This window comes from Pseudomonas sp. RSB 5.4 (genome assembly GCF_037126175.1).
In the GTDB taxonomy this organism is placed as follows: domain Bacteria; phylum Pseudomonadota; class Gammaproteobacteria; order Pseudomonadales; family Pseudomonadaceae; genus Aquipseudomonas; species Aquipseudomonas fluorescens_H.
Map to the genome: position 1 here is coordinate 2060143 of NZ_CP146986.1, position 20690 is coordinate 2080832.

Genomic DNA, 20690 nt, shown 5'->3' on the forward strand with positions numbered 1-20690 from the left:
GAGGCGCTACTGTTAATTCGGGCTGGGATTTCTGCTTCTTTAGACAAATACCAAGCTCTAGCCTCTCTATCAGTTAAGTTTTTTGGCTGTGCTAGATCATCCCACCATTTAGCGTAAGACGCAGAGTCGTCTATCGCTTTTGCACCAAATCAATCTACGAGATTAAATCTCCGGATTATTTTTTTAGACAAAGCACTTGCACTTTTCTCCATGGAAATAAAACATCCCTCAAAGGATCCACTAGTCAAAATCAAGGTGTTGCCTTCATAACAAGCTGAAACCAATACTGAATATGGGCCAAATCTACGGGCTTCTTCTTTGATCCTCAGAGTTTTTAAGACGACACTCACAAACTCTTCGAACCTTTCCTCCTCATAATCATCGAAAAATATGAAATGATTAGTTTCAGAACTTGACTCGGAGAATCGAAACATAAAATTACATCCCCAACCCATCATTAACAGACGTTCGAGAAGACTGTGACTTTTCTATGATCTTCGACCACAATTCATCTCCTGATAGACCTTGCCCAGAATATTTATCCACAATTTCACTCCAAGTTCTATTTGGGTCAGTCTTATTCAAGGAGTCAGCCAATGTCCTGTTAGACATTAACTCTCGTGCCGTTGACCTCAAATCATTTCTCATATCAAAAGCCTGCTTCGCCTGCTCTTCCAAGGAGGCGCTACTGTTAATTCGGGCTGGGATTTCTGCTTCTTTAGACAAATACCAAGCTCTAGCCTCTCTATCAGTTAAGTTTTTTGGCTGTGCTAGATCATCCCACCATTTAGCGTAAGACGCAGAGTCATCTATCGCTTTTGCACCGGGCCCTTCCTTCGTGTCGGCAGCACCGTCCTTCGTCCCTCCTTTCCCGCCTTTGCCCCCTCCAGGCAACTTGATTGTCGGCCCCATCGCGGACACGCCCATCGCGAAGCCTTCGACGGCCGCCATCGCCACTTCGTGACTGATACCAAGTGTCTGGACCAGCGTATCGGCAATGGCCGCGACGGTATGGCCAGCGGTAATACCGGCCAACATGTTCTGGAAGCCATTGTTCTCGGTAATCAACAGATCAAAAAAATGCGCCGCTTCAGGCGATGCAGAGGCCGCCAGGTCCTTGAGTTTCTGGGTTTTAGCCTCTGCTTCCGCAACCAGACTGGAGAACGTGGCGCACTGACCAGGATCGGCCGCACACTTTGCAACCGCCTCGATATCCTGCTTCTGGCTCAGTTCATGGTACTCGCCATAAGCCTTGTTTGCGCAGGTAGAGTCACTTCCGCAGTTGATCATCTCCTTCGCTGCTCGCTCAAGATCCGAGTGAGACAGGAAGTTGTACTGGGTTGCGGTTGCAGCAATATTCGCTGCGATGTTCGGGTCGGTACCCGCAACCACTGCAGAAAGCACGGCGATCAACTGGGACATCGCCAACAAATTGGCTTTTGCCTGGTCCGCACCCGGCATATTCGGAACGTAATTATCAGGAAGTATCAAGCCCGCCAGGTATTGCACCATGGCTTCGTTGGCACCTCCAGCGAGTGCACCCGTCTTGAAGTCACCGCCCATTGCCATGGACTTTAAGCCGCCCACTAATGCATGTGCGGCAATCTTGGTCGGACTGCCGTCGACCAGATTGAGGTTACCGACCTTGTTGGCAGCAATAGCGCCACCAATGTCGATAACAGCGCCCAGGATATTATTGATGAAGTTATCACTCAGGCTGCCACCCTGTAGAGCCGTCTGGGCGAGCGTGTCGGCACTCGTCTTGAGAACAACCTGCCCGGCACTGTTCCAGTCGAACCCAAGCTCCGTCGGGTTATAACCAAGCCCCGTGCCGATACCGCCCAGCATCCCCGAGAGTACGTATCCCTGCAGGTTTTCGCTGCTGAAGACATCCTTAAGAACTGAGCCCAGATCGCCCTTGTTACTGATGGCGCTGTTAGCTGCTGTGGTTTCCACAGCAATCAATACAGCGTTGGCAAAACCTGCCGAGAATGTACCTGCAGTGGCCCCGATCAAACCGGCGCCCGCGCCGCCCGTGACCGCTGCCAACATGATTGCCAATGCCAATTGTGCGGCGACACCAAGTCCGGATGTCGAGTATTTGAAGCTCTTGTGAATTTCCTCCACACGGCGCCAATCAACATCGCCGCGCAGTTCTGCCTCTTTAAGCCACGCCAGTTTCGGATCAGCCGCGACCATCGTGTCGATGGTCTGGCTGACACTTTTCTGGTCGATCTGTTTGATATCGATCTTGAGACCATCAACCGCTTTGATTACAAGCTTTCCGTTGGCAATCAACTCGCTCTGGCGCAGGGTCTCATCGGTATTGCCTCTACCTTTGGCGGAGTTCCAGCCTGCGTTGCTATTGCTCTTGGTATGGCTCTCGTCATGGAGGTCCTTGACCCCCTCAAACGTAATGACGCCGCCACTGTCCAGAGTGAGATCGTTGCCACTTTCAAGCTTCGCTACCTGATAGCGCTGATCACCGTCACTTTTTAGCGTCAGGTTACCGCCAGCAGAAATTTCACTGCCCACATGGGTGATCTTGGTAACTTCATCGCGCTTGGTTTTGAGGCTGCCAAAGCTGCCTTTTTTCTTTTTGTCATAGAGCGAATAGTCACTGTCCTGTTTGGCAAGAATTTCCAGATTATCGCCAGCCACCAGATAGGCTTCATCTCCAGCAGTCACGCGACTGGAAACCACACTCAAATCTTTACCGGCGTCCAGCCTGACGTCACCGCCGGCTGAAATACCGGACATGACCTGGCTGACATGGTCTTCCTGGACGGTGAGTTTCTTGCTCTTGGATAGCGAGTGCTCTTCATCTGCCGCCGATGTGATCAGCAGATCTCCGGTTGCCTTGATGGCAACGTCGCGCTTGGCGTCAATCTGACTCGCGATAACACTGATATCGCGTTTGGCATCAGCCTTGAAGTCACGCCCAGCATCAATGTCAGCACCCAGTTGGGCGATGTCGCTGCTGTTGTGCCGATCGTCATGGAACACGCTGTTGGTGACTTGCACCGACGACACGTTAATGTCACGACCCGCATTCAGGACCATGTCCTGGCCGCTTTTCATCACGCCGCCGGTGATGTTGATGTCCTTGGCCGCTTTGACGGTCAGGTCATTGGCCGCCTCGATCCGCGCCGCGTTATCGGCGTAGTCATGATGCTGGGTGCCGAAGCGGGTGCTGTTGTCGGAGGAGGTGATGGTCCGTTCGTTGATCACATTCCCGGTGCGAGTGGTCAGGTTCACATCGCGCCCGGTAATGATCCCGCCGGACTTGTTGACGATATTGTTGGTCGCCAACAGATCCAGTCGGTTGCCCGCCTCGATCACGCCACTGTTGACCAGGTCCTTGCCCGCGGTCGCCGACAGATTATTCGTCGCCTTCAATGTCCCGACGTTGTCAAGATTCTCACCGGCAATCAGTGTCACATCGTTACCGGCAATCAACGCACCGGTCGGGCCGAGGCGACCATTGGCCTGCGCCAGATAAACCACCGGCACCAGCACTTTCTCACCGTTCACTTCGTGCTCTTCGAGCCAGACGATGTCGTGGGTCAGCGCCGCGACTTGCTGCGAGGTGAGGCCGACGCCTACCGACAGGTTGAGGGCGTCCTTGCTGGCGATGGCGTTGTTCATCAGGTACTTGAACATGCCCTCGTTGGAGGTCTGGCCGTCGATGAACGCCTGGCCGGTGCGGGCGGTGACGGCTTGCTGGATCAGGCGTTGTTCGTAGAGGCCGTCGCCGAGGCGCTTGGCGCTCTGGTCGGGGTCGTAGCCGAGTTTTTCCAGCAGGTAGTCGGAGCTCATGAACGACTTGAGGTCGGTCAGCACCGGGTTGGTTTCGATCAGGTATTTGTGCGCGTTGGACGGCGCCTTGGTGTCCGGCAGACCGGTGACGCGGGTCACCGGACGGGTGTCGATTGACTCCATGGCGTCGTTGCCGCGGTCTTTCATGCCCGGGCCGGCGGGTTTCACCGGCACGTTGACGTCGACCGTGCTGGCCACGGCCTGCACGACGCTCGGGGTGCGGTGGAACGTATCCACTGCGCGAGTGCTGTCGGAGACTGCGGGCGGTGCATCAATAAAAAGATTACGCGGGCCGCCGCTGCTGCCGGCGACAACGTGTGCTTCGGTAGCGACGGTTTGCCCGCCCACGGTCCAGGTCGGCGCCGGGCCGGTCGCGGCGACTGGCGCGGTATCAGCGGCGCCCTGCCCGCTCAGGCGGAACAGGCCGTTTTCCCCGGTTGGCAGGGAGAAGCCAGGAAGGGACAGCGGGTTGACCTGCTGTTGGGCGAGGTCCGGCGGCAGTTGGCTGTTGACGCGGATGATGGCGGTGCTGTTGCTGACTTTGGTATCGGCAACTTTATTGGTGCCACCAGTGGAACCGTAGTCCTGATGGATAACGCTGTTTTCCAGGGTTTTGGCGGCCGTGATCGAGACATTGCCGCCTGCCTGGATAACTGCGTTGCGACCGGTAACGGTGCTTGTGGCACCCGTGCTGTCGAGGGCGACCTCTGTTGTTCTGTCCGGTGTTCGCTGACTCAGTTGGCTCGGCAGTGCTACCAGGTTATTCGGGTCGTATAGCGAATGCGTTGTTTTTTCGAAGCCATACTTGAGCCCCGACAGGCCTGCCCCATACTTGCGCGCACTGACGTCTTCGCCCGTTACGGAGTCTAAAAGCGCGACCCATTCGAAGTATTGTCCAAGTTCTCCACCCTGGGAGAACTCGGTCGATTCGGGTTTCGCTTTGCGGATCTCGTCCTGTGGAGCAACGTAATAAACAGTTGGAAAATCCGGATTATTCCGTTGGTTGTAAGGCATCACAACGTTGTTGAAAAATCGCTCGGTTCCACCATCGGTCAAGCCGAAGGAGTAATAGCGGGTAACTTCGATGGTTCCGGTTTTTGCACCAATGTTCTTGAGACTGTCAGCGGTGATATTGATATTGCCACCCGCTGCCACCGTGCTTTTGCTGTTGAGAAACGTACCGCCCTGGAACACGAAGTCCTTACCGGCGTTGATCACCGCAGATTGGGTGCTATCGCTGTCAGTGCTTTGATAGGTCTCGCGAGCAGCGATCAATATGCTGTAGTTATCCCCGACGCAGTCGCCACAGCTGCCGGCGATGAAACCCGAGATCAATTTGCGATCGCCCGACATCACCGGGCCTTCAGTACGGTTCTCGAAAACATCGGCATTGATCTCGAACCCACCACCGCTCTCCATCGAACCGGAGATGTTGTAGACCCCAGCAGCCCGCGCGGCGCCGCCGTAGCCCTTGATGGCCACATTCCCCAACCCGTAGAAATCACCGTTCTGGTTGGTCAGATTGCCGACACTGATCGTCATGTCGTTGCCGCTGAAAATCAGCCCGCGATCATTGAGCAACGAAGGTGTGTTGATGTTCAGGTTCTGCGCCGCACCGAGGGTGCCGTAGTTGGTCACACTACCGGCATTGACGGTCAGGTCTTCACTGGAAGTGATGCGCCCGGCGTTGATGAGTGCCCCACCCACACTGATGGTCGAGGTCGCACCCGCGGCAAAACTGCCGCCCGCGCCGATGTTCATCTGTGCAGCGGAGAGGTAAGTCCCGCGCTGGCTCGACAGTCGGCCATTACCGCTGTAGCCACCGCTCAACTGCATGTCGATCAAGCCATCACTGGCGATCAAGCCATCGTTGGTCCAGTTGCCGCCACGCACCTGCAAAAGATCCGAGGCCAGCAACTTGCCACTGGCAGTCTGGCTGAACTGCCGAACATTGACGTTCAAACGTCCAGCCTGGATGACACTGCTGTTGTTCCAGGTATCGGCATTGAGTTCCAGCAGCCCACCGGTGGTGATGCTGCCACCCGCACCGATCACATTGGCCGTGGAAATTTCGAACTTGCCGCGGCCGACGTGGTTGAGCTGCCCGCCGTCATTGAGGAAGCTGCCGACGTTGACGGTCATGTCGGTGTTGGCGGTTTCCAGTACACCGTTGCGGTTGTCGAGTTGGCCGCCGATCTGGAAGTCGGTCTTGCCCCAGTTGCCCAGCGAACGCAGTCGGCCATTCTGGTTGTTGACGCTGGCCGCTTTGACGGTGAGTTGCGTGTTGCTTTCAATGACACCCGCAACGTTGCTCAGTGCGCCGCTGAGGCCGAAGTCGATGCGCTCGCCGGCGATCTGCCCGGCACCGTTGTCCAGGTTGGTGCCGCTGACGCTCACCAGACCTTTGGCATAAAGCACACCGTTGCGGTTATCGAACCCGGCCGTGGTGATGTTCGCGTCTGTCGCTTGCGCGGAGATGCGTCCGCCGTTGTTGTCCAGCCCGGCCAGTGCCGACAGCTTCAGACCCTGCGCCTGAATGATGCCGCCCTGACGGTTGTTGTTGAGGTCGTAGCCATTGCGCAGCACACCTACCGTGCGCGCTTCGAGCGCGCCTTTGATGCTGGACAGGATGCCGCCGCGGTTATCGATGTTGGCGGCGTTGATGCTCACATCACCGTTTTGTGCGATGACCTTGCCGCTTTGGTTGTCGAGGTCGCCGCTGACTTCCAGGGTCAGGCCGCTTTCGCTTTGCAGCGCACCCTTGCCGTTGTTCAGGCTCGCCGCCTTCAGTTGCAGCGCGGAGTTCTGGCTGTAGATCAGACCGTCAGCGTTGTTGCGCACTGCACCGCTGGAGTTGATCTGTAGCAGATCATTGGCGGCGATGGTGCCCTTGTTGCTGTTGTCCAGCGTGCCGGTCGACAAGTCCAGATTCTTCTGGCTGGCGAGTTGGCCGTTCTGGTTGCTCAGGTCAGTCACGCCCTTGATCAGCACGGGGCCCGCGCCAGCCAGTCGGCCAGCGTTGTTGTTGAGGTCGCCGCTGAGGTTGAGGGTGATCGCGTCGTTGCTGGCGATCTGGCCGCCACTGTTGTCCAGTCGCGAAACCGTGGCGGTGATCGCTTGCTGCGCATTGATCGCGCCGCCGACGTTGGTCAGCGCCATGCTCAGCAGATCCAGCGCACCGTCGCTGGCGATCAAGCCGCCCTGACTGTTATTGAGCGCGCCGCTTAGCGTGAGCGTCTGCCCTGCTCCGCTGCTCAAAATACCTTTGTTGCTGTTATCGAGACTGCCGGCCTTGACGGTCAGGCTGCCCTCGGCGACCAGCGCACCGGCGCCACTGTTGAGCAACGCGTCTTGGAGCTCGACCGCGACATCACCGAATTTGCTCGAGAGTGTGCCGCTGTCGCGGTTGTCGAGGCTGTCGCCGCTGACGCTCAACCCTTGCCAGCCGGACAGCAAGCCTTTCTGGTTGGTGATCGAGGTGCCGCGCAGCAAGAGTTTTGCGCCGCTGATCAACTTGCCGGCGTTGTTATTCACGGCACGAGCGATGACGTCGAAACTCAGGTTGCTGGAGATCTCACCGCGCTGGTTGTTCAGGTCGCGCAGACGCTTGAGGGTCAGCGGGCCTTTGGCGGTGAGCAGACCGTTCTGGTTGTCGAGGTCGCCGTTGGCCAGGTCCAGCGTGACGGCTTGGTCACCCAACAGGCGTCCGCCGTTCTGGGTCAACGAAGTCAGGGTGAGATCGATGTCACCCGCCGCGGAGACTTCACCGTCATTGCTGGAATCCAGACCGGTCGCGGTCAGCGTCAGGTTGCCCTTGCTGTTGATCAAACCCTTGTCACGGTTGTTCAGCGCCATCGCATTGAGCGTGACCGCGCTGACACCCAGCAGCGTGCCACTCTGGTTGTTCAGATCGGCGCTGCTGATGTTCAGCGCCTGCGCGGCGCTGATCAGACCGCTGGCATCGTTGCGCAACAGGCCATCGACCGTAAGCTCAAGATCGCCACGGCTGACCAGGCTGCCACCGCTGTTGTTCAGGCTGGCCGCCCGGACATCGATCGACGCCGCGCCGATCAGGCCCTTGACGTTGTCCAGCGCGTTGGCGATGCGCAGGGTCAGGCCCTGATTGCTCAAGAGTTTGCCGTTGCTGTTGTCCAGGCTCTGCGCGGTAAGGGTGAACGCTTCAGTGCTGGAGATCGTGCCGCCCTGGTTGTTGACACCGTTGAGTTGTTTGAGCAGCAGAGTGCCGGGCGCGCTGATCACGCCGTTGATGTTGTTCAACTGGCCGTGGTTCAGGTCCAGGCTCAGGCGCGTGTTGCTGAGCAGCTTGCCGCCCTGTTGATCGAAGCCTGTCACCGAAGCGGTGAGTGCGCCCTGGCTGCCGATACTGCCGGCATCGCTGTTGGTGACCTGGCCGGCGACGAGATCGAGCGTGTCGGCGCTGCTCAGCGAACCGCTGCTGTTATCGAAGTCACCGGTCGTGACCGTGACCGCACCTTTGCCGCTGAGGGTTCCCTTCTGCCGGTTATCGAGGCCAGTACTTTTCAGCACGAGGGCGCCATCGGTGACGATCCTGCCAGCCTGGTTATCGATGTTGCCGCCGCTGTCGAGGGTCAGATCCGCCGCGCTGGACAGGCTGCCACCGGTGTTGCTCAGTTGCGCAGTATTGACGGTCAGCGCGCCTTCGCTGCTGACTTTGCCGAGGTGGTTGGTGAAGTCGCCGCTGAGGTTCAGCAACGTGTCCTGCTGGCTGAGCAATTCACCGCCGCTGTTGTCCAGCGTACGACCTTGCAGCTTCAGCAGCGTGCCCGTGTCGATCAGGCCCTTGTTGCGGTTGAGCAACTGATCGACCGTGAGCGTCAGTACCTGGCTGGTGAAGACCTTGCCGCCATCGCTGTTATCGAGTTTTTTACCGGTCAGCAGCAGATCGCTGTTGGTGGAGATTTCGCCGCCACGGTTGTCCAACTCATCGACCGTCAGGGTCATCGCCTTGGTCGAACCGAGCAAGCCACCCTGGCGGTTGTCGAGGGTCTCGGCGCTCAGTTTGAGCATACCGGTGGCGATCAGTTTACCGTTCTGGTTGTTCAGGCTTTTGACCTGAATACTGGCATCGGACTTGCCGGCAATACTGCCCTGCTGGTTGACCAGCGTATCGGCGGTCAGCGTCAGTTCACCGTCGGCGATGAGAGTGCCTGACTGGTTGTTCAAGGTCTTGTCGGTGGTCAGCAGCAATGGGCCGCGACTACTGATCAAGCCATCCTGGTTGTCGAGGCTCACGGAATGGCTGTCGAGTGCCGCCGCAGAAATTACGCCTTTGAGGTTATTCAGCGCTTGAGCAATACGCAGCGTCAGCCCTTGCTGGCTGATCAGCTTGCCGTTGCTGTTGTCCAGGTCATTGGCCGCGAGCGTGAATGCTTGCTGGCTGGAGATTTCGCCGCTGTGGTTGTTCACGCCATTGAGGTTTTTCAGCAGCAGCGTGCCGGGCGCGTTGATCAAACCGTTCTGGTTGTTCAACTGACCGTTGTTCAGATCAAGGGTCAGGTCTGCCTTGCTGAACAGCTCGCCACCCTGCTGATCCAGCCCGGTGACCGATACGTTCAACGCTTGCTGGCTGGCAATCCGGCCAGTGGCGTTGTTGACCTGAGCGGCCTTGAACGTCAGAGACGCTTCACTGGTGAGTTTGCCGCCCAGGCTGTTGTCGAAGTCGCCGGTATCGACATGGCTGGCGCCTTTGGCGCTGATCAAACCGTTCTGGCTGTTATCGAGGCTGGCGCTGGTCAGGGTCAACGTGTTGTCGGTGCCGATCGAACCCGCCCGATTGAGTACCAGGCCACGGCTGGTTACCGACAAGACGCCGGCTGTGCTCAGGCTACCGGCACTGTTGTCGAACCGGCCGAGATTGGCCGTCAGCGAGCCCTCGCTGCTGATAGTGCCCTGCGCGTTGATCAGGGCATCGTCGAGGGTAATCACCAGGCCGTTGAGGCTGTTGAAGCGACCGCCGCTGTTATCCAGGCTGCTGCCGGTCAGCGTGGTTGTGCCCTTGGCGCTGATCAGGCCTTTATTCAGGTTGATCAGTTTCGCCACGGCGAGGCCCAGATCGGTGCCGGCCAGCAGCTTGCCGCTGTCGCTGTTGTCCAGGCGCTGGCCCTTGATGTTCAACAGCAGACTGCTGGAGAGTTCGCCGTTGCGGTTGTCGATGTCGTCGACAATCAGGCTCAGCGCTTTTGTGGTGCCGACCAGACCGCCATTGCGGTTGTCGAGCGTCTTGCCGGTCAGGCTCAGATTGCCCTGAGCGACCAGCGCACCACCCTGCTGTTGCAGCAAACCGATGGCCGCAGTCAGATCGCCTTGGCTGGAGATCCGACCTGCGGCGTTTTGCACTTCGCCCGCGTTGAGGCTGACCGGACCGACCGCACTGATGAGTCCGCCGCTGTTGTCCAGACGTGTACCGGCGTAAGCGATACCGGACTTGCCGGTGATCTGGCCCTTGTCGCGGTTGTCCAGACGATCGACGTTGAGCGTCAGTTGCTGATCAGCCTGGATCACGCCTGTGCGGTTGTCTGCCGTATCGCTGCGCAGTGCCAGTGTGGTTTTGCCGATGACTTTGCCGTCGCGGTTGTCGAGGCTGCCGGCTTGCGCATCGATGGCGCCCTTGGCAGTGATTTCGCCTTTGTTGCGGTTATCGAGCAAGCCGCGCACGCGCAAGGTCAGGCCACCGTCGCTGACCAGCACACCGCCATCGCGGTTATCGAGGCTGGCAGCCTGCAGATTCACCGACTGGCCGGAGCCGAGCACGCCGTCACGGTTGTCCAGCGCGCCACTGAGGTCGATATTCAACCCCAGATCGCCAAGGATCTGACCGCTGCGATTATTCACTGCTGCCGCGTTGAGACGGGTGACGCCACTGCTGGAAACCTCACCGTTGCTGTTGTCCAACTGGCCAAGATTGCCGTTCAGGTTGCCTGCGCTGTGGATCAGTCCTTGCGTGTTGAATAGCTGATTGGCGCTGAGGTTCACTGTCGCGGTACCGAGCACACGGCCGGCATTGCGGTTGTCTAGTGTGTTAGCGCTGACCGTCGTGGTTTGAGCGCTCAACGTACCGCCCTGGTTGTTCAGGGTTTGCGCGGTGCTGACGGTGAGATTGCGGCTCGCCAACAGACTCTTGCCGCTGTTGTTGAGGTTCTGCGCATTCAGGCTCAGATCACCGTTGGCGTTGCGGCTGCCGTCGGCGTTGACCCCGGCCTCAATGGCGCCGGCGTTGGTCAGTTGACCGCCGGCACTAAGGGCGATGCTGTCGCGGGCGGCGAGTGTCTGGCGGTTGGTCAGGTTGCCCTGGGTCTGCACGTTCAATGCCGTGCCAGCATACACCGGCCCGCGCGCATCGAGACTGGCCGCCTTGACGTTGACCGCGCCGGTCGCCGAAGTATCGGCCAGGCTCAATTGACCGTTGGCATCAAGTTGAATATCGCCACCGCTGGCGATCAGTTTGCCGTCGAGCTTCACCCCGACCCCGGCCTCGGTGCCGACCAGTTTGATCGCCCCGGCATACATGCCGCCCAGCGCCGAGGAGTCAATCGCCAGTTGCGGTTTGGTGCTGCCGTCATCGGCACGGGCCGTGGCGTTCAAGGTCTGTGCGTTGACGTCGTTGCGCCCGGCAACAATCGTCAGGTTCTGCGCCTGGAGCTCAGCGTTGATCTTCGCGCTGCGGGTGATGATTTCGAAGCGGTCGACGTTGTTGGCGTTGAGGCCGGCGCCTTCGATGGCCACAGAACCCTGATCAACCTGAAAACGATCCAGCCGGCCCGCGCCATCCAGCACCGGTTTGCCGGTGGTCAGCGTGACCCGTGGCGAGTTGATGAAGCCGCAGCCATTACAGGTGATGCCATACGGGTTGGCGACGATCACTCGCGCTGACTGCCCCGCCACTTCGGTGTAACCGCGTAACTGACTCGGGTTGCCGCTGATGACCTCGTTGAGAATCGCCTGCGCCGAACCACTGTTTTTCAGGTTCGGGTTGCCGATGATGTGCCCGGCCAACTGGGTGTTCGAGGTTTGCGTCGAGCCGTTGTTGAGGATGACGCCCTGCGCGCCGACGTTGTAATCGTGAAACTGGTTGTGCGACAGCCCGCTGCCGTTGGGCGTGGCGATATTGATGATCGGCACGCCATTGCCGGCCCGATCCAGCGCGGTGTTCGGGTTGGCCACGACAATGCCGTCGGCCTGCGCCCACATCGGTTGCCAGAACATGACGTTCGCCAGCAGGAACGCCAGCCCGCGCTTGGGCATGCCCAGAAACGACTCACGGTTTTTTACGGCCGCAGAAGGCTGGCCTGCAAGGAAGGCGAACTGACGAACATCCATGTCGATGGTCTCGAAGAATTTGAATTAGATGAAAAAGTCGAGGCGGAAATAGATCGGCGCTTCACGCTCGGTCAGCACATCCGGGCGTTCGAGGGAGTGAGCAAAAGTCACGCTGGCAGCCACATGCTCACCACGGGCGAACAGTTCCAGCGAGTTGCTCGACATGCGCCCGTGCTGATCGCCGTTGTAACGATCGCCACGAATCACGCCCTGGTCGTAACCGAGGCTGGTGCCGTATTCAGCGAACACCGGGCGCAGCCATTCGACGTTGATCGGACGGCTCCAGCGCAGATCGTTGCGCCAGTAGCCGCCGCTGTCGCCGGACAGCGACTGATCCTTGTAGCCACGGATCGACGACAGCCCGCCGAGGCTGGTGCGTTGTGAACTGAACAGCACATCCTCGCTGCGCTGGCCGGTCATCAGGCTACTGAAGGTGAAGGATTCGCCCCACACCTTGAACGGTTGCAGGTAGCTCAGGGTCGCGGTGTATTTGCGGTAGCGTGCGTCCGGTTCGCCCGGGCCCGGATCGTGGCTGCCCTGCGCGTCGAACGCGCCGATGCCTTCCTGCATGCCGGCATCGAAGTTGACGAAGGCGCTGCCGATGCGGCGACCGTGGTTGAAGCCGAACTGCGCTTCGCTGATGCGGTTGCTGCTCAGCTTGAGCTTGCTGTCTTCGATGTAGTTGTTGGTGCGCAGGTAGGACAGGCCGGCGCTGAGCGAGGTCTTGCTCACCGAGTCGCGATGGATCACCCGTTCGGCGCGCAGCTGATGGTTTTCGCTGTCGCCGGTCTGCTTGAAGTTGTAGCCGTTGGCGGCGATCTGCGAGCGGTAGTCGCTCTGGCTGTAGGTGTAGCTGAAGTTCCACCAGCCCCATGGGAGGTTGTAATTGAGCATGGCGTTGCTGGAGGTGTGCTGGTGGTCGGTCATTGCATCGTGACCGCCGCGCAGGCTCAACTGATCGGCCAGGCCCAGCGGGCTGTCCCAATCGAAAGTGGTGCCCCACTGCTGTTCACCGGTGCTGCGCTGGCCGTCGTTGCTGCGCGACAGTCCGGCACGCCATGGCTTCTGCGGCGTATTGGTGACCAGCACTTCACTGCCGCCGACGTTCTTGCCCGGCGCCAGTTCCATCTTGGCCTGATTGGACGGCAGGCGATTGAGCTGATCGACCATCTGCTCGATCTCGCGCAGGTTGACCAGATCGCCGGACTTGCCGGGAAACGCCATCGCCAGTTCACGCTCCGAAAGCTTGCTGTTCTCGGCGCCCTTCATGCCTTCGAGCTTGCCTTCGACCACCAGCACTTTCAGATGCCCGCCAGACAAATCCTGCTGCGGCAGGTAAGCACGGCTGGTGACCAGGCCTTTCTCGATGTAATGGTCGGTGATGACTTTCAGCAGCTCGTTGAGCTGCGGTACACCGAGGCACTGGTCGATGTAGGGCTTGAGCAGACGGGTTCTGTCGCTGTCGGACAGACTGTCGGCGCCCTTGAGCTCGATGTCCTTGATCGGGAAACAACGGGCGTCGGTGGGCGCCGCTGGTTGCGCCGGACCTGCCTCTTTGCCGGGCAGATTTTTCAGGTCTTCAAGACGCCGCTGCTGCTCTTCGAGCAAGCGATTCTGGCGATCGCGGATCAGGTCGGTTTCACCGGGGGTGGGTGCAGCGAAGGCAATCTGAAGTGGAGACAGGCACAGCAAAGCTGAGCACAACCTCGCCGCGAGGGCGGGTGGGTACATGTTCGATCCCTCGATACGGAATGACATCAAAATAGTGGCGCGATATTAGATGGCCATCATTTTGGCGTCAAACAATCGTTTCAACCTTTTGTCGGTTTTGTATCAAGGAATTAACAAAGGAAGCGTGTGCCGTTAAGCCATGAAAAAGGGGCGCATCCATTGGCCAGATTGGATGCACCCCTTTCTTGCGCAGACCGACTCAACCGCGAATACGGTGCTCGGTGAACTCGTAGTCTTCCTGGCAATCGCCCGAAGGGTCCTTCGCCACATTGACGTAATGCACCGTGTCGGCATCGATCAGTTTGTAGGTATAGATATCGGGCAGGGGCACGCCGGCGGTTCGCAACTCGTTCTTGCCATTGGCCGCCTTCCAGATGCCGTGTTCGGTCTGGATCGGCTGGGTCTGCTGGGCATCCCGGAAGAAAGTAATGTTGAAGGTGCCGTCAGGCTTGAAGTTGTTTTTCCAGGACAGGAACTGGCATTTGCCGGTTTCCGACCGCACACCTTTCCATGAACCGATCAGGGATGGATCGTTGACCGGTTTGTTGGCGGCACAGCCACCCAGTGTTGCAGCCAGGACGATGAGAGCCAGGCAGAGATTGCGTTTCACTTGGTATTTCCTTTCTTCAACTGAATTCCATGCATCGCGTATGCAGGATCAACCTGCTACAGGAATGCGCTGCTGGGGTTGGGTAACGTCGTAGACGTGCTGCTCGCAGAGATCACCGGAGAACTGGAATTCCACCTGGTACACCTTGCCCTGTTGCGGAGTGAAGGCACTTTTCAGCGGCCCACAGGTATAAATGCCTGCGCTCACCCGGCTGTTCGAATACCCCGAGACCTCAAACGGCTTGCCGGCATCGGCCTGTGCTTCCAGTTGCGGAAAGCGTTTGACCGTGGCGCTGTTGGCCACTTCGTTGAGTTTGGCGATCCAGCCGAACACCTTGCCACGACCGGAATCCACAACGGTGCCGAGCACTTCCATGCGGCGGTCGGGATCATCGGCGCGGCGAATGGAAAACTCCACCGGATAGGTGCCACCCGATGATTTCATGATGACTTTGGCGTGCTGGGCATCCACCACCACCGGGTCTTGATGCAACTGGATGCCGTCTTTCAGCAGGCTGGGGGAAGAGTCACGCACATTGGAATGGCAGCCTGGCAGCGCGAGCAGCAGGGTCAACGTCACAAGCACACGTTTATTCACGCAGGAATCTCTATTGAACAAGCAGGACGGGGAATGACATCAAAACAACGCCGCGATATTAGATGGCCATCATTTTGACGTCAAACCTATGTTGCAACTGCCTGTCAGCGTTCAACGCCTGTCTTCGTCGCCACCTCGTGCGGTGCAAGCAAGCGGCCATCAGCCGACATCAATTGCAGCTTGCGAATCGGCTGGCGATCTTTTGCATCAACCATCACCGAACCCGACTCACCCGGCGCATACAGGTGCTCCCCGCCCCACTGCGACAGCGCGACGATCACCGTCTGCAGGGCCTTGCCGCGTTCGGTCAGCACGTATTCCTTATAAGCACTGCCATCGGCGGCCGGCACCGTTTGCAGAATCCCCTGCTCCACCAGAGCCTTGAGCCGGGCGCTAAGCATGTTCTTGGCGATGTTCAGATTCTTCTGAAAATCACTGAAGCGACGGATGCCCTCCAGCGCATCGCGGATGATCAGCAGCGACCACCAGTCGCCGATCAGGTCCAGCGTACGGGCGACCGGGCAGGCGTTGCCGTGCAGGCTTTTGCGCTTCACAGGGTGTTTCTCCATCAAAACCGGCGTGTGGTTGCATCTTACAACTGTGACGCTGGAAAAGAACCAAACCGCCCTGTCCGGCAATTCAGCACTTGCGTACAAGTGACGGCAGCGATTTGCGCCGATAGTGATCGACGGCCATTGCGGCATCCGGCCTTCCTGAACGATTGCCCACAGCAAGGAGTTTCCATGAGCACATTCACTACCGATGACGGCACACAGATCTATTTCAAGGACTGGGGCAGCGGCAAACCCGTGTTGTTCAGCCATGGCTGGCCGCTGGATGCCGACATGTGGGAATACCAGATGGAGTACCTGAGCAGTCGCGGCTACCGCACAATTGCCTTCGACCGCCGTGGTTTCGGGCGCTCCGATCAACCGTGGACCGGCTACGACTACGACACCTTTGCCGATGACATCGCGCAACTGATCAAGCACCTCGACCTGCGCGATGTCACGCTGGTGGGCTTCTCCATGGGTGGCGGCGACGTCAGCCGCTACATCGCCCGCCACGGCAGCGAGCGCGTTGCCGGGCTGGTGCTGCTCGGGGCGGTGACGCCGCTGTTCGGCAAGAAGGCCGACTACCCGCAAGGCGTCGACCACTCGGTGTTCGACGGGATCAAGGCCGGCCTGCTCAAGGATCGCGCGCAGTTCATCGCTGATTTCGCCGCGCCGTTCTACGGCACCAATCAGGGCCAGAAAGTCTCCGATGGCGTGCTCACGCAAACCCTGAACGTTGCCCTGCTCGCCTCGCTGAAAGGCACCGTGGATTGCGTTACCGCATTCTCGCAAACCGACTTCCGTCCGGACATGGCGAAGATCGACGTGCCGACCCTGGTAATCCACGGCGACGGCGATCAGATCGTGCCGTTCGAAACCACCGGCAAGCAAGCCGCCGCCCTGATCAAAGGCGCCGAACTGAAAGTCTATGCCGGCGCCCCCCACGGTTTTGCCGTGACGCACGCCCAGGCGCTGAATGAAGACCTGTTGGCCTTCCTGAACCAATAAAGCCCCACGCTGACCGGGAACAGTCCCGGTCAGCGCACGTTGCGATACAACATCAGCCGCGCGCTTTCGTGCAGTCCCCGAGTCAGCTCCACCAGGCGCTGGAATTCCTCGGGGTTTTGCCCGGCGACGTTATCCAGCGGCGTGCTCGACGCCAAGTCATGCAGGGTCGGCGAGCTGCCGTCATGTTGCATCTGCAGGAGGAAATCCTTGGTCACCCCGCCAATCAGCGGGAACGTCCCCTCGCGCAGTACCAGCGGCACCACACGCTCACCTTCCGGCGCCGGTTGCTGGACATCGCGGCCCATCGCGCCGTTGCTGAACGGCACGCCGGCCATCCCCGCCACCGTCGGCAGCAGATCCACTAGCCCCACGGCTTCTTCGATGACCTTCGGCGCCAGCAGCCCCGGGGCGTGAATCAACATCGGCACATGATTGCTTTCCAGGCCCAGTTGCTCGAACGCCGGCGGCATGTGCGGTATCTGGCTGATACGCGTGTTGTGGTCGCCGAAGAACACAAAAATCGTGTTGTCGTAATAGCCGCCAGGCTTGGCCAGCTCGATCAACTTGCCGATATTGAAATCCAGCAGGCGCACCGCGTTGTATTGCTCGACGCTGCGCGAACCGGCGGCCTGCACCTGCTCCAGGGACAGGTTGCTGACCTCGAAACCATCGTTGTCCTTGGGGATGGTGAATGGCCGATGGTTGCCCGAGGTTTGCACGTAGGCGAAGAACGGTCGGTCCTTCGGCAAGTCGCGCAGGATGCGGTCGCTCTCCTTGAACAGATCCAGATCGGAAATGCCCCACACGTCCACCAGCGGCGAACGCCAGTCACTTTCCTGATACAGGCGCACGCCGTCGATGCTCTGTTGGATCAGCGCATTGATATTGGCCCAGCCGGCGTTGCCGCCGATCATGTAGAGCTTCTGGTAATCGGTGAACGCGTTGATCAGCGTGTGCTGACGGGTAATCAGCGGATGGCGCGTTGCGGTTTCGCGGCGCGTCACGTCGGGAACGCCGGTGATGCTCGCCCACACGGTTTTCGCGGTACCGGTGACCGGCACATAGAAGTGCTTGAAGAACCAGCTGCGGCTCGCCAGTTGATCGAGGTTCGGCGTCGGGTTCAACGGATTGCCGTAGGCGCCGACGGCGCTGGTGCCCAGCGATTCGAGCATGACGAACATCACGTTCGGCGTGCCCTGCAGCCGATACGGCTGCACGCCTTGCTGACGCTCGAAGTTGAGCGATTGCGGATCCGGTCGATCCACGCCCAGATAGCGGGCAATCCGCGGATAGTGCTCGCGCACCTGCGCCTCATCGAATTGCGCCTGCCCGGTTTTCAGCGTGTCGTACAGGAACAGCACCGGGTTCAGACCGACTGCGGCGATCTGCGCGTTACCGGAAAAGAACGCATCGCTCCAGCGCAGCGGCACCGGGTTTTCCAGGTTGAGATTGTCGACACGACCCAGCAGCGCCAGCAGCACCGCGACCACCCCCAGCCCGGTGCCAAATGCCAGCGACGGACGCTGGATAGTCTTGGGTTCACGGGCCAGCGTCGCGCGTTCGAGTTGCATAAATCCGAAGTAGCAAACGCCCAGCGTCGCCAGCCAGCCGAGGGCGATCCACAGCACCGGATAGGTTTCCCAGACCATCTGCTGCGAGATCTGCGCGTCTTCCAGGTAACGCAGCACCGTGGCGTTGATCCGCACGCCGAGATAGGCGTAATGACCGAAATCGATGATGTACAGCAGGCCAATCGCACCGAGCGCCAGCAGCCAGTAAACCCGTGCGACCCAGCGCAACCACGGCAACCGCGTGAGGTTCCAGCGCGGTAGCCAGGCCAGCAGCGCCAGTGGCAGGATCAGCAACACGGCGAGGCGCAAGTCGAAGCGCAAGCCGATGCCCAGGGTTTCGCGCAGTGCCGGGTTATCGATGAACTCGCTGGGCGCGATCCCGGAAAACCCCAGCACAAATACCAGCCTGAGCACGGCAAACAACAAAAACGCCAAACCTGCCGCACCCACGCCGTAGCGCAGGCGTCGCGATTGCAACCAGCCCATCATTGACCTCAGTGTCGTTGGTTCAAATAGAAGATGTCGCGCCCGCCGGTGCGGCTCGCAGCAGACGCCAGACCTCACGGATGCACAGCGCTGCAGCGGCGATCAGGCAGTAACCCAACAGCAGTGGATCGATCAGGTAATCCCAATAGTTTTCCGAAGCCTTGAGACGCCAGGCGAACGCCAGCGTGCCCAGCGCGAGCATCGACACTGCCAGCGTGTTGCGCAGCCACAACAGCGCCAGTGCCAGCAGACCGATACAGACGATCATCGGCCGTGGGTTGAAGCCCCAGCGGTACGGATCGAAATACGTCAGACCCATCGTCGCCGGGTACAGCAGCGCGGCCAGCACGGTAAACAGCACCAGCACCTGCACCCGTGCCGGCAATGTCTGCCGCTCGACCACGCCCAGTCGGACCAGACTGGCCCAGCCGAGCAGCACCAGCGTGGTGATCGCCAGATCGTCGGTGACACTGCGCACATACGCCGCCAAGGGCAGCTCGTTGACCGGCACGAAGCTGACCACCGCCAGCAGCGGCAACAGCCACGGGCGCCAGCATTGGGTGCATTGCAACGAACCCAGCAGGACAAAACCGAGCAGGATGAACGTCAAATGGGCTTGCCAGAGAATCAGCATCACAGGCGCTCCTCCAGCCACGCTTCGTTGAAGCTGACATGTTTGATGAAGGTGTTATTCCACGAATACACCAGGTGATAGAGGCCATCGCTGCCGCGACTGAAGTACGGATACTCGTACTCGAAATCACAGCCCTGCGGCTTGCACACCCGGTAGTCCAGATTGCTCAGAAAGCGTTGCTCCAGCGGCAAGCGCCGGGCACCACTTGAAGCGCGAAAGCCTTCGCCGATGATTGCCTTATAGGCTTCGGGGGCGAACGGCTGGCCGAGCGGATCGGGCGACTGATCGAGTTCGATCACGTTGCGCCAGTGGTTCAGGCTGGCATCAGTGCCATAGAGGCTGAGCTTGAAGCGCCCGTCCTGCAGATCATTCAGCGCCACCAGCAGCCCGTTGTCGTCGGTGCCGACTGCCGCGAGCGATGAATTGGGGTTGGCCGGTTCCAGCGGATACGGCTCGCTCCACGTCTGTCCGGCGTCCTCGGTGCGGCTGGCCAGCACCCGATGATGAGTGTCGCCGGCATAACGCAGCATGGCCACGGCACGCCGGCCATCCAGCGGCACAATGGTCGGCTGCAACGAATGTTTGCCACGGCTGATGCGGAATTTATCGATCACCGCGCCGTCTGCACTCAGGTACAGGTACTCGGCGAATTTGCCCATGAACTCGTGATACACCGGCAAACCGATCGAGCCGTCGGCATGGAACACCGGCGCGGCGCGCACCAGCGTACTGATGTTGAAAAACGGTGAGGTGATCAGCTGTCGCGGCGCCGACCAGTTGCGCCCGACATCATCCGAGACCATCACGTTGATCGCACTGGTGGCCCAGCCGCCCACGGACACCGAGACATAGAACATCCACAATCGCTGATCCGGCGCGAGGGCAATCACCGGGTTGCCCAGTTTGCGGATGTAGCGCTGGGTGCCGTCGCGGGTCGATTCGCGGGTGGCCAGCACCTGCTCGGCGCCCCACTCCGCGCTGTTGGCATCGTAGCGTGCGGTGCGGATCTGCACGTCGGCGGCGCCCTCACGCGAACCGGCGAACCACACCGCCATCAGGTCACCGCCCGGCAGTGCGGTCACCGACGAGGAGTGCACGAAATCATTCAATTGCGAGGAGACGAAGCGACTGCTGTACAGCGGCTCCGGTGCCTGCAGCGAGGCATCGACCGGCGGGGTCGCCACGGCAAACGGTGCCAGCACATGGGCCGGATGACTGCGCCAGGCTGCCCAGAAAATCAGGCTCACGGCCAGTCCGCCGAGGATAAGTTTCAAGCGATCGGGAAGCACACGCATAGTGGACTCACGGCAAAAACAGGATGG

General features: G+C 59.5%; 9 protein-coding genes. 1 reads left to right on the top strand and 8 read right to left on the bottom strand.

The genetic code is table 11. The features are described from left to right. Positions 1–438: 438 nt before the first annotated feature. The 5 genes from V9L13_RS09050 to V9L13_RS09070 form a co-directional block, all read right to left on the bottom strand. The gene (locus V9L13_RS09050; RefSeq protein ID WP_338802255.1) at positions 439–12177 is read right to left on the bottom strand and encodes a filamentous hemagglutinin N-terminal domain-containing protein; all 11739 of its coding nucleotides are present in this window, start codon (positions 12175–12177) and stop codon (positions 439–441) included. Between the two features lie 24 nt (positions 12178–12201). Further along, positions 12202–13908: a ShlB/FhaC/HecB family hemolysin secretion/activation protein gene (locus V9L13_RS09055; protein ID WP_338802256.1), complete on the bottom strand. Its 1707-nt coding sequence runs from the start codon at positions 13906–13908 to the stop codon at positions 12202–12204. 199 nt (positions 13909–14107) lie between these two features. After that, positions 14108–14518 (bottom strand): hypothetical protein, encoded by a 411-nt coding sequence (locus tag V9L13_RS09060; protein WP_262143584.1) that lies wholly within the window; start codon positions 14516–14518, stop codon positions 14108–14110. Positions 14519–14566: 48 nt separating this feature from the next. Then, complete coding sequence (locus V9L13_RS09065) at positions 14567–15115, bottom strand: hypothetical protein (RefSeq protein WP_338802257.1); 549 nt, start codon at positions 15113–15115, stop codon at positions 14567–14569. Between the two features lie 104 nt (positions 15116–15219). Next, the gene (locus tag V9L13_RS09070) at positions 15220–15669 is read right to left on the bottom strand and encodes a helix-turn-helix domain-containing protein (RefSeq protein ID WP_338802258.1); all 450 of its coding nucleotides are present in this window, start codon (positions 15667–15669) and stop codon (positions 15220–15222) included. A gap of 189 nt (positions 15670–15858) precedes the next feature. On the opposite strand from V9L13_RS09070, the gene V9L13_RS09075 reads away from it, so the two are divergent. Then, positions 15859–16677, top strand: coding sequence for an alpha/beta hydrolase (locus V9L13_RS09075; protein ID WP_003225794.1), 819 nt, complete (start codon positions 15859–15861; stop codon positions 16675–16677). Between the two features lie 29 nt (positions 16678–16706). Here the strand turns inward: V9L13_RS09075 and V9L13_RS09080 are convergent, their stop codons facing one another. Genes V9L13_RS09080 through V9L13_RS09090 form a run of 3 tightly spaced genes read right to left on the bottom strand, consistent with a single transcriptional unit; the run spans position 16707 to position 20663 of the window. After that, positions 16707–18734: an LTA synthase family protein gene (locus tag V9L13_RS09080; RefSeq protein ID WP_338802259.1), complete on the bottom strand. Its 2028-nt coding sequence runs from the start codon at positions 18732–18734 to the stop codon at positions 16707–16709. A gap of 22 nt (positions 18735–18756) precedes the next feature. Beyond that, the gene (locus tag V9L13_RS09085) at positions 18757–19368 is read right to left on the bottom strand and encodes a hypothetical protein (RefSeq protein WP_338802260.1); all 612 of its coding nucleotides are present in this window, start codon (positions 19366–19368) and stop codon (positions 18757–18759) included. Continuing rightward, a complete protein-coding gene (locus tag V9L13_RS09090) occupies positions 19368–20663 on the bottom strand; it encodes a sialidase family protein (protein ID WP_338802261.1) in 1296 nt (431 codons plus the stop codon). The genes V9L13_RS09085 and V9L13_RS09090 overlap by 1 nt, the downstream gene beginning before the upstream one ends. Positions 20664–20690: the final 27 nt, after the last annotated feature.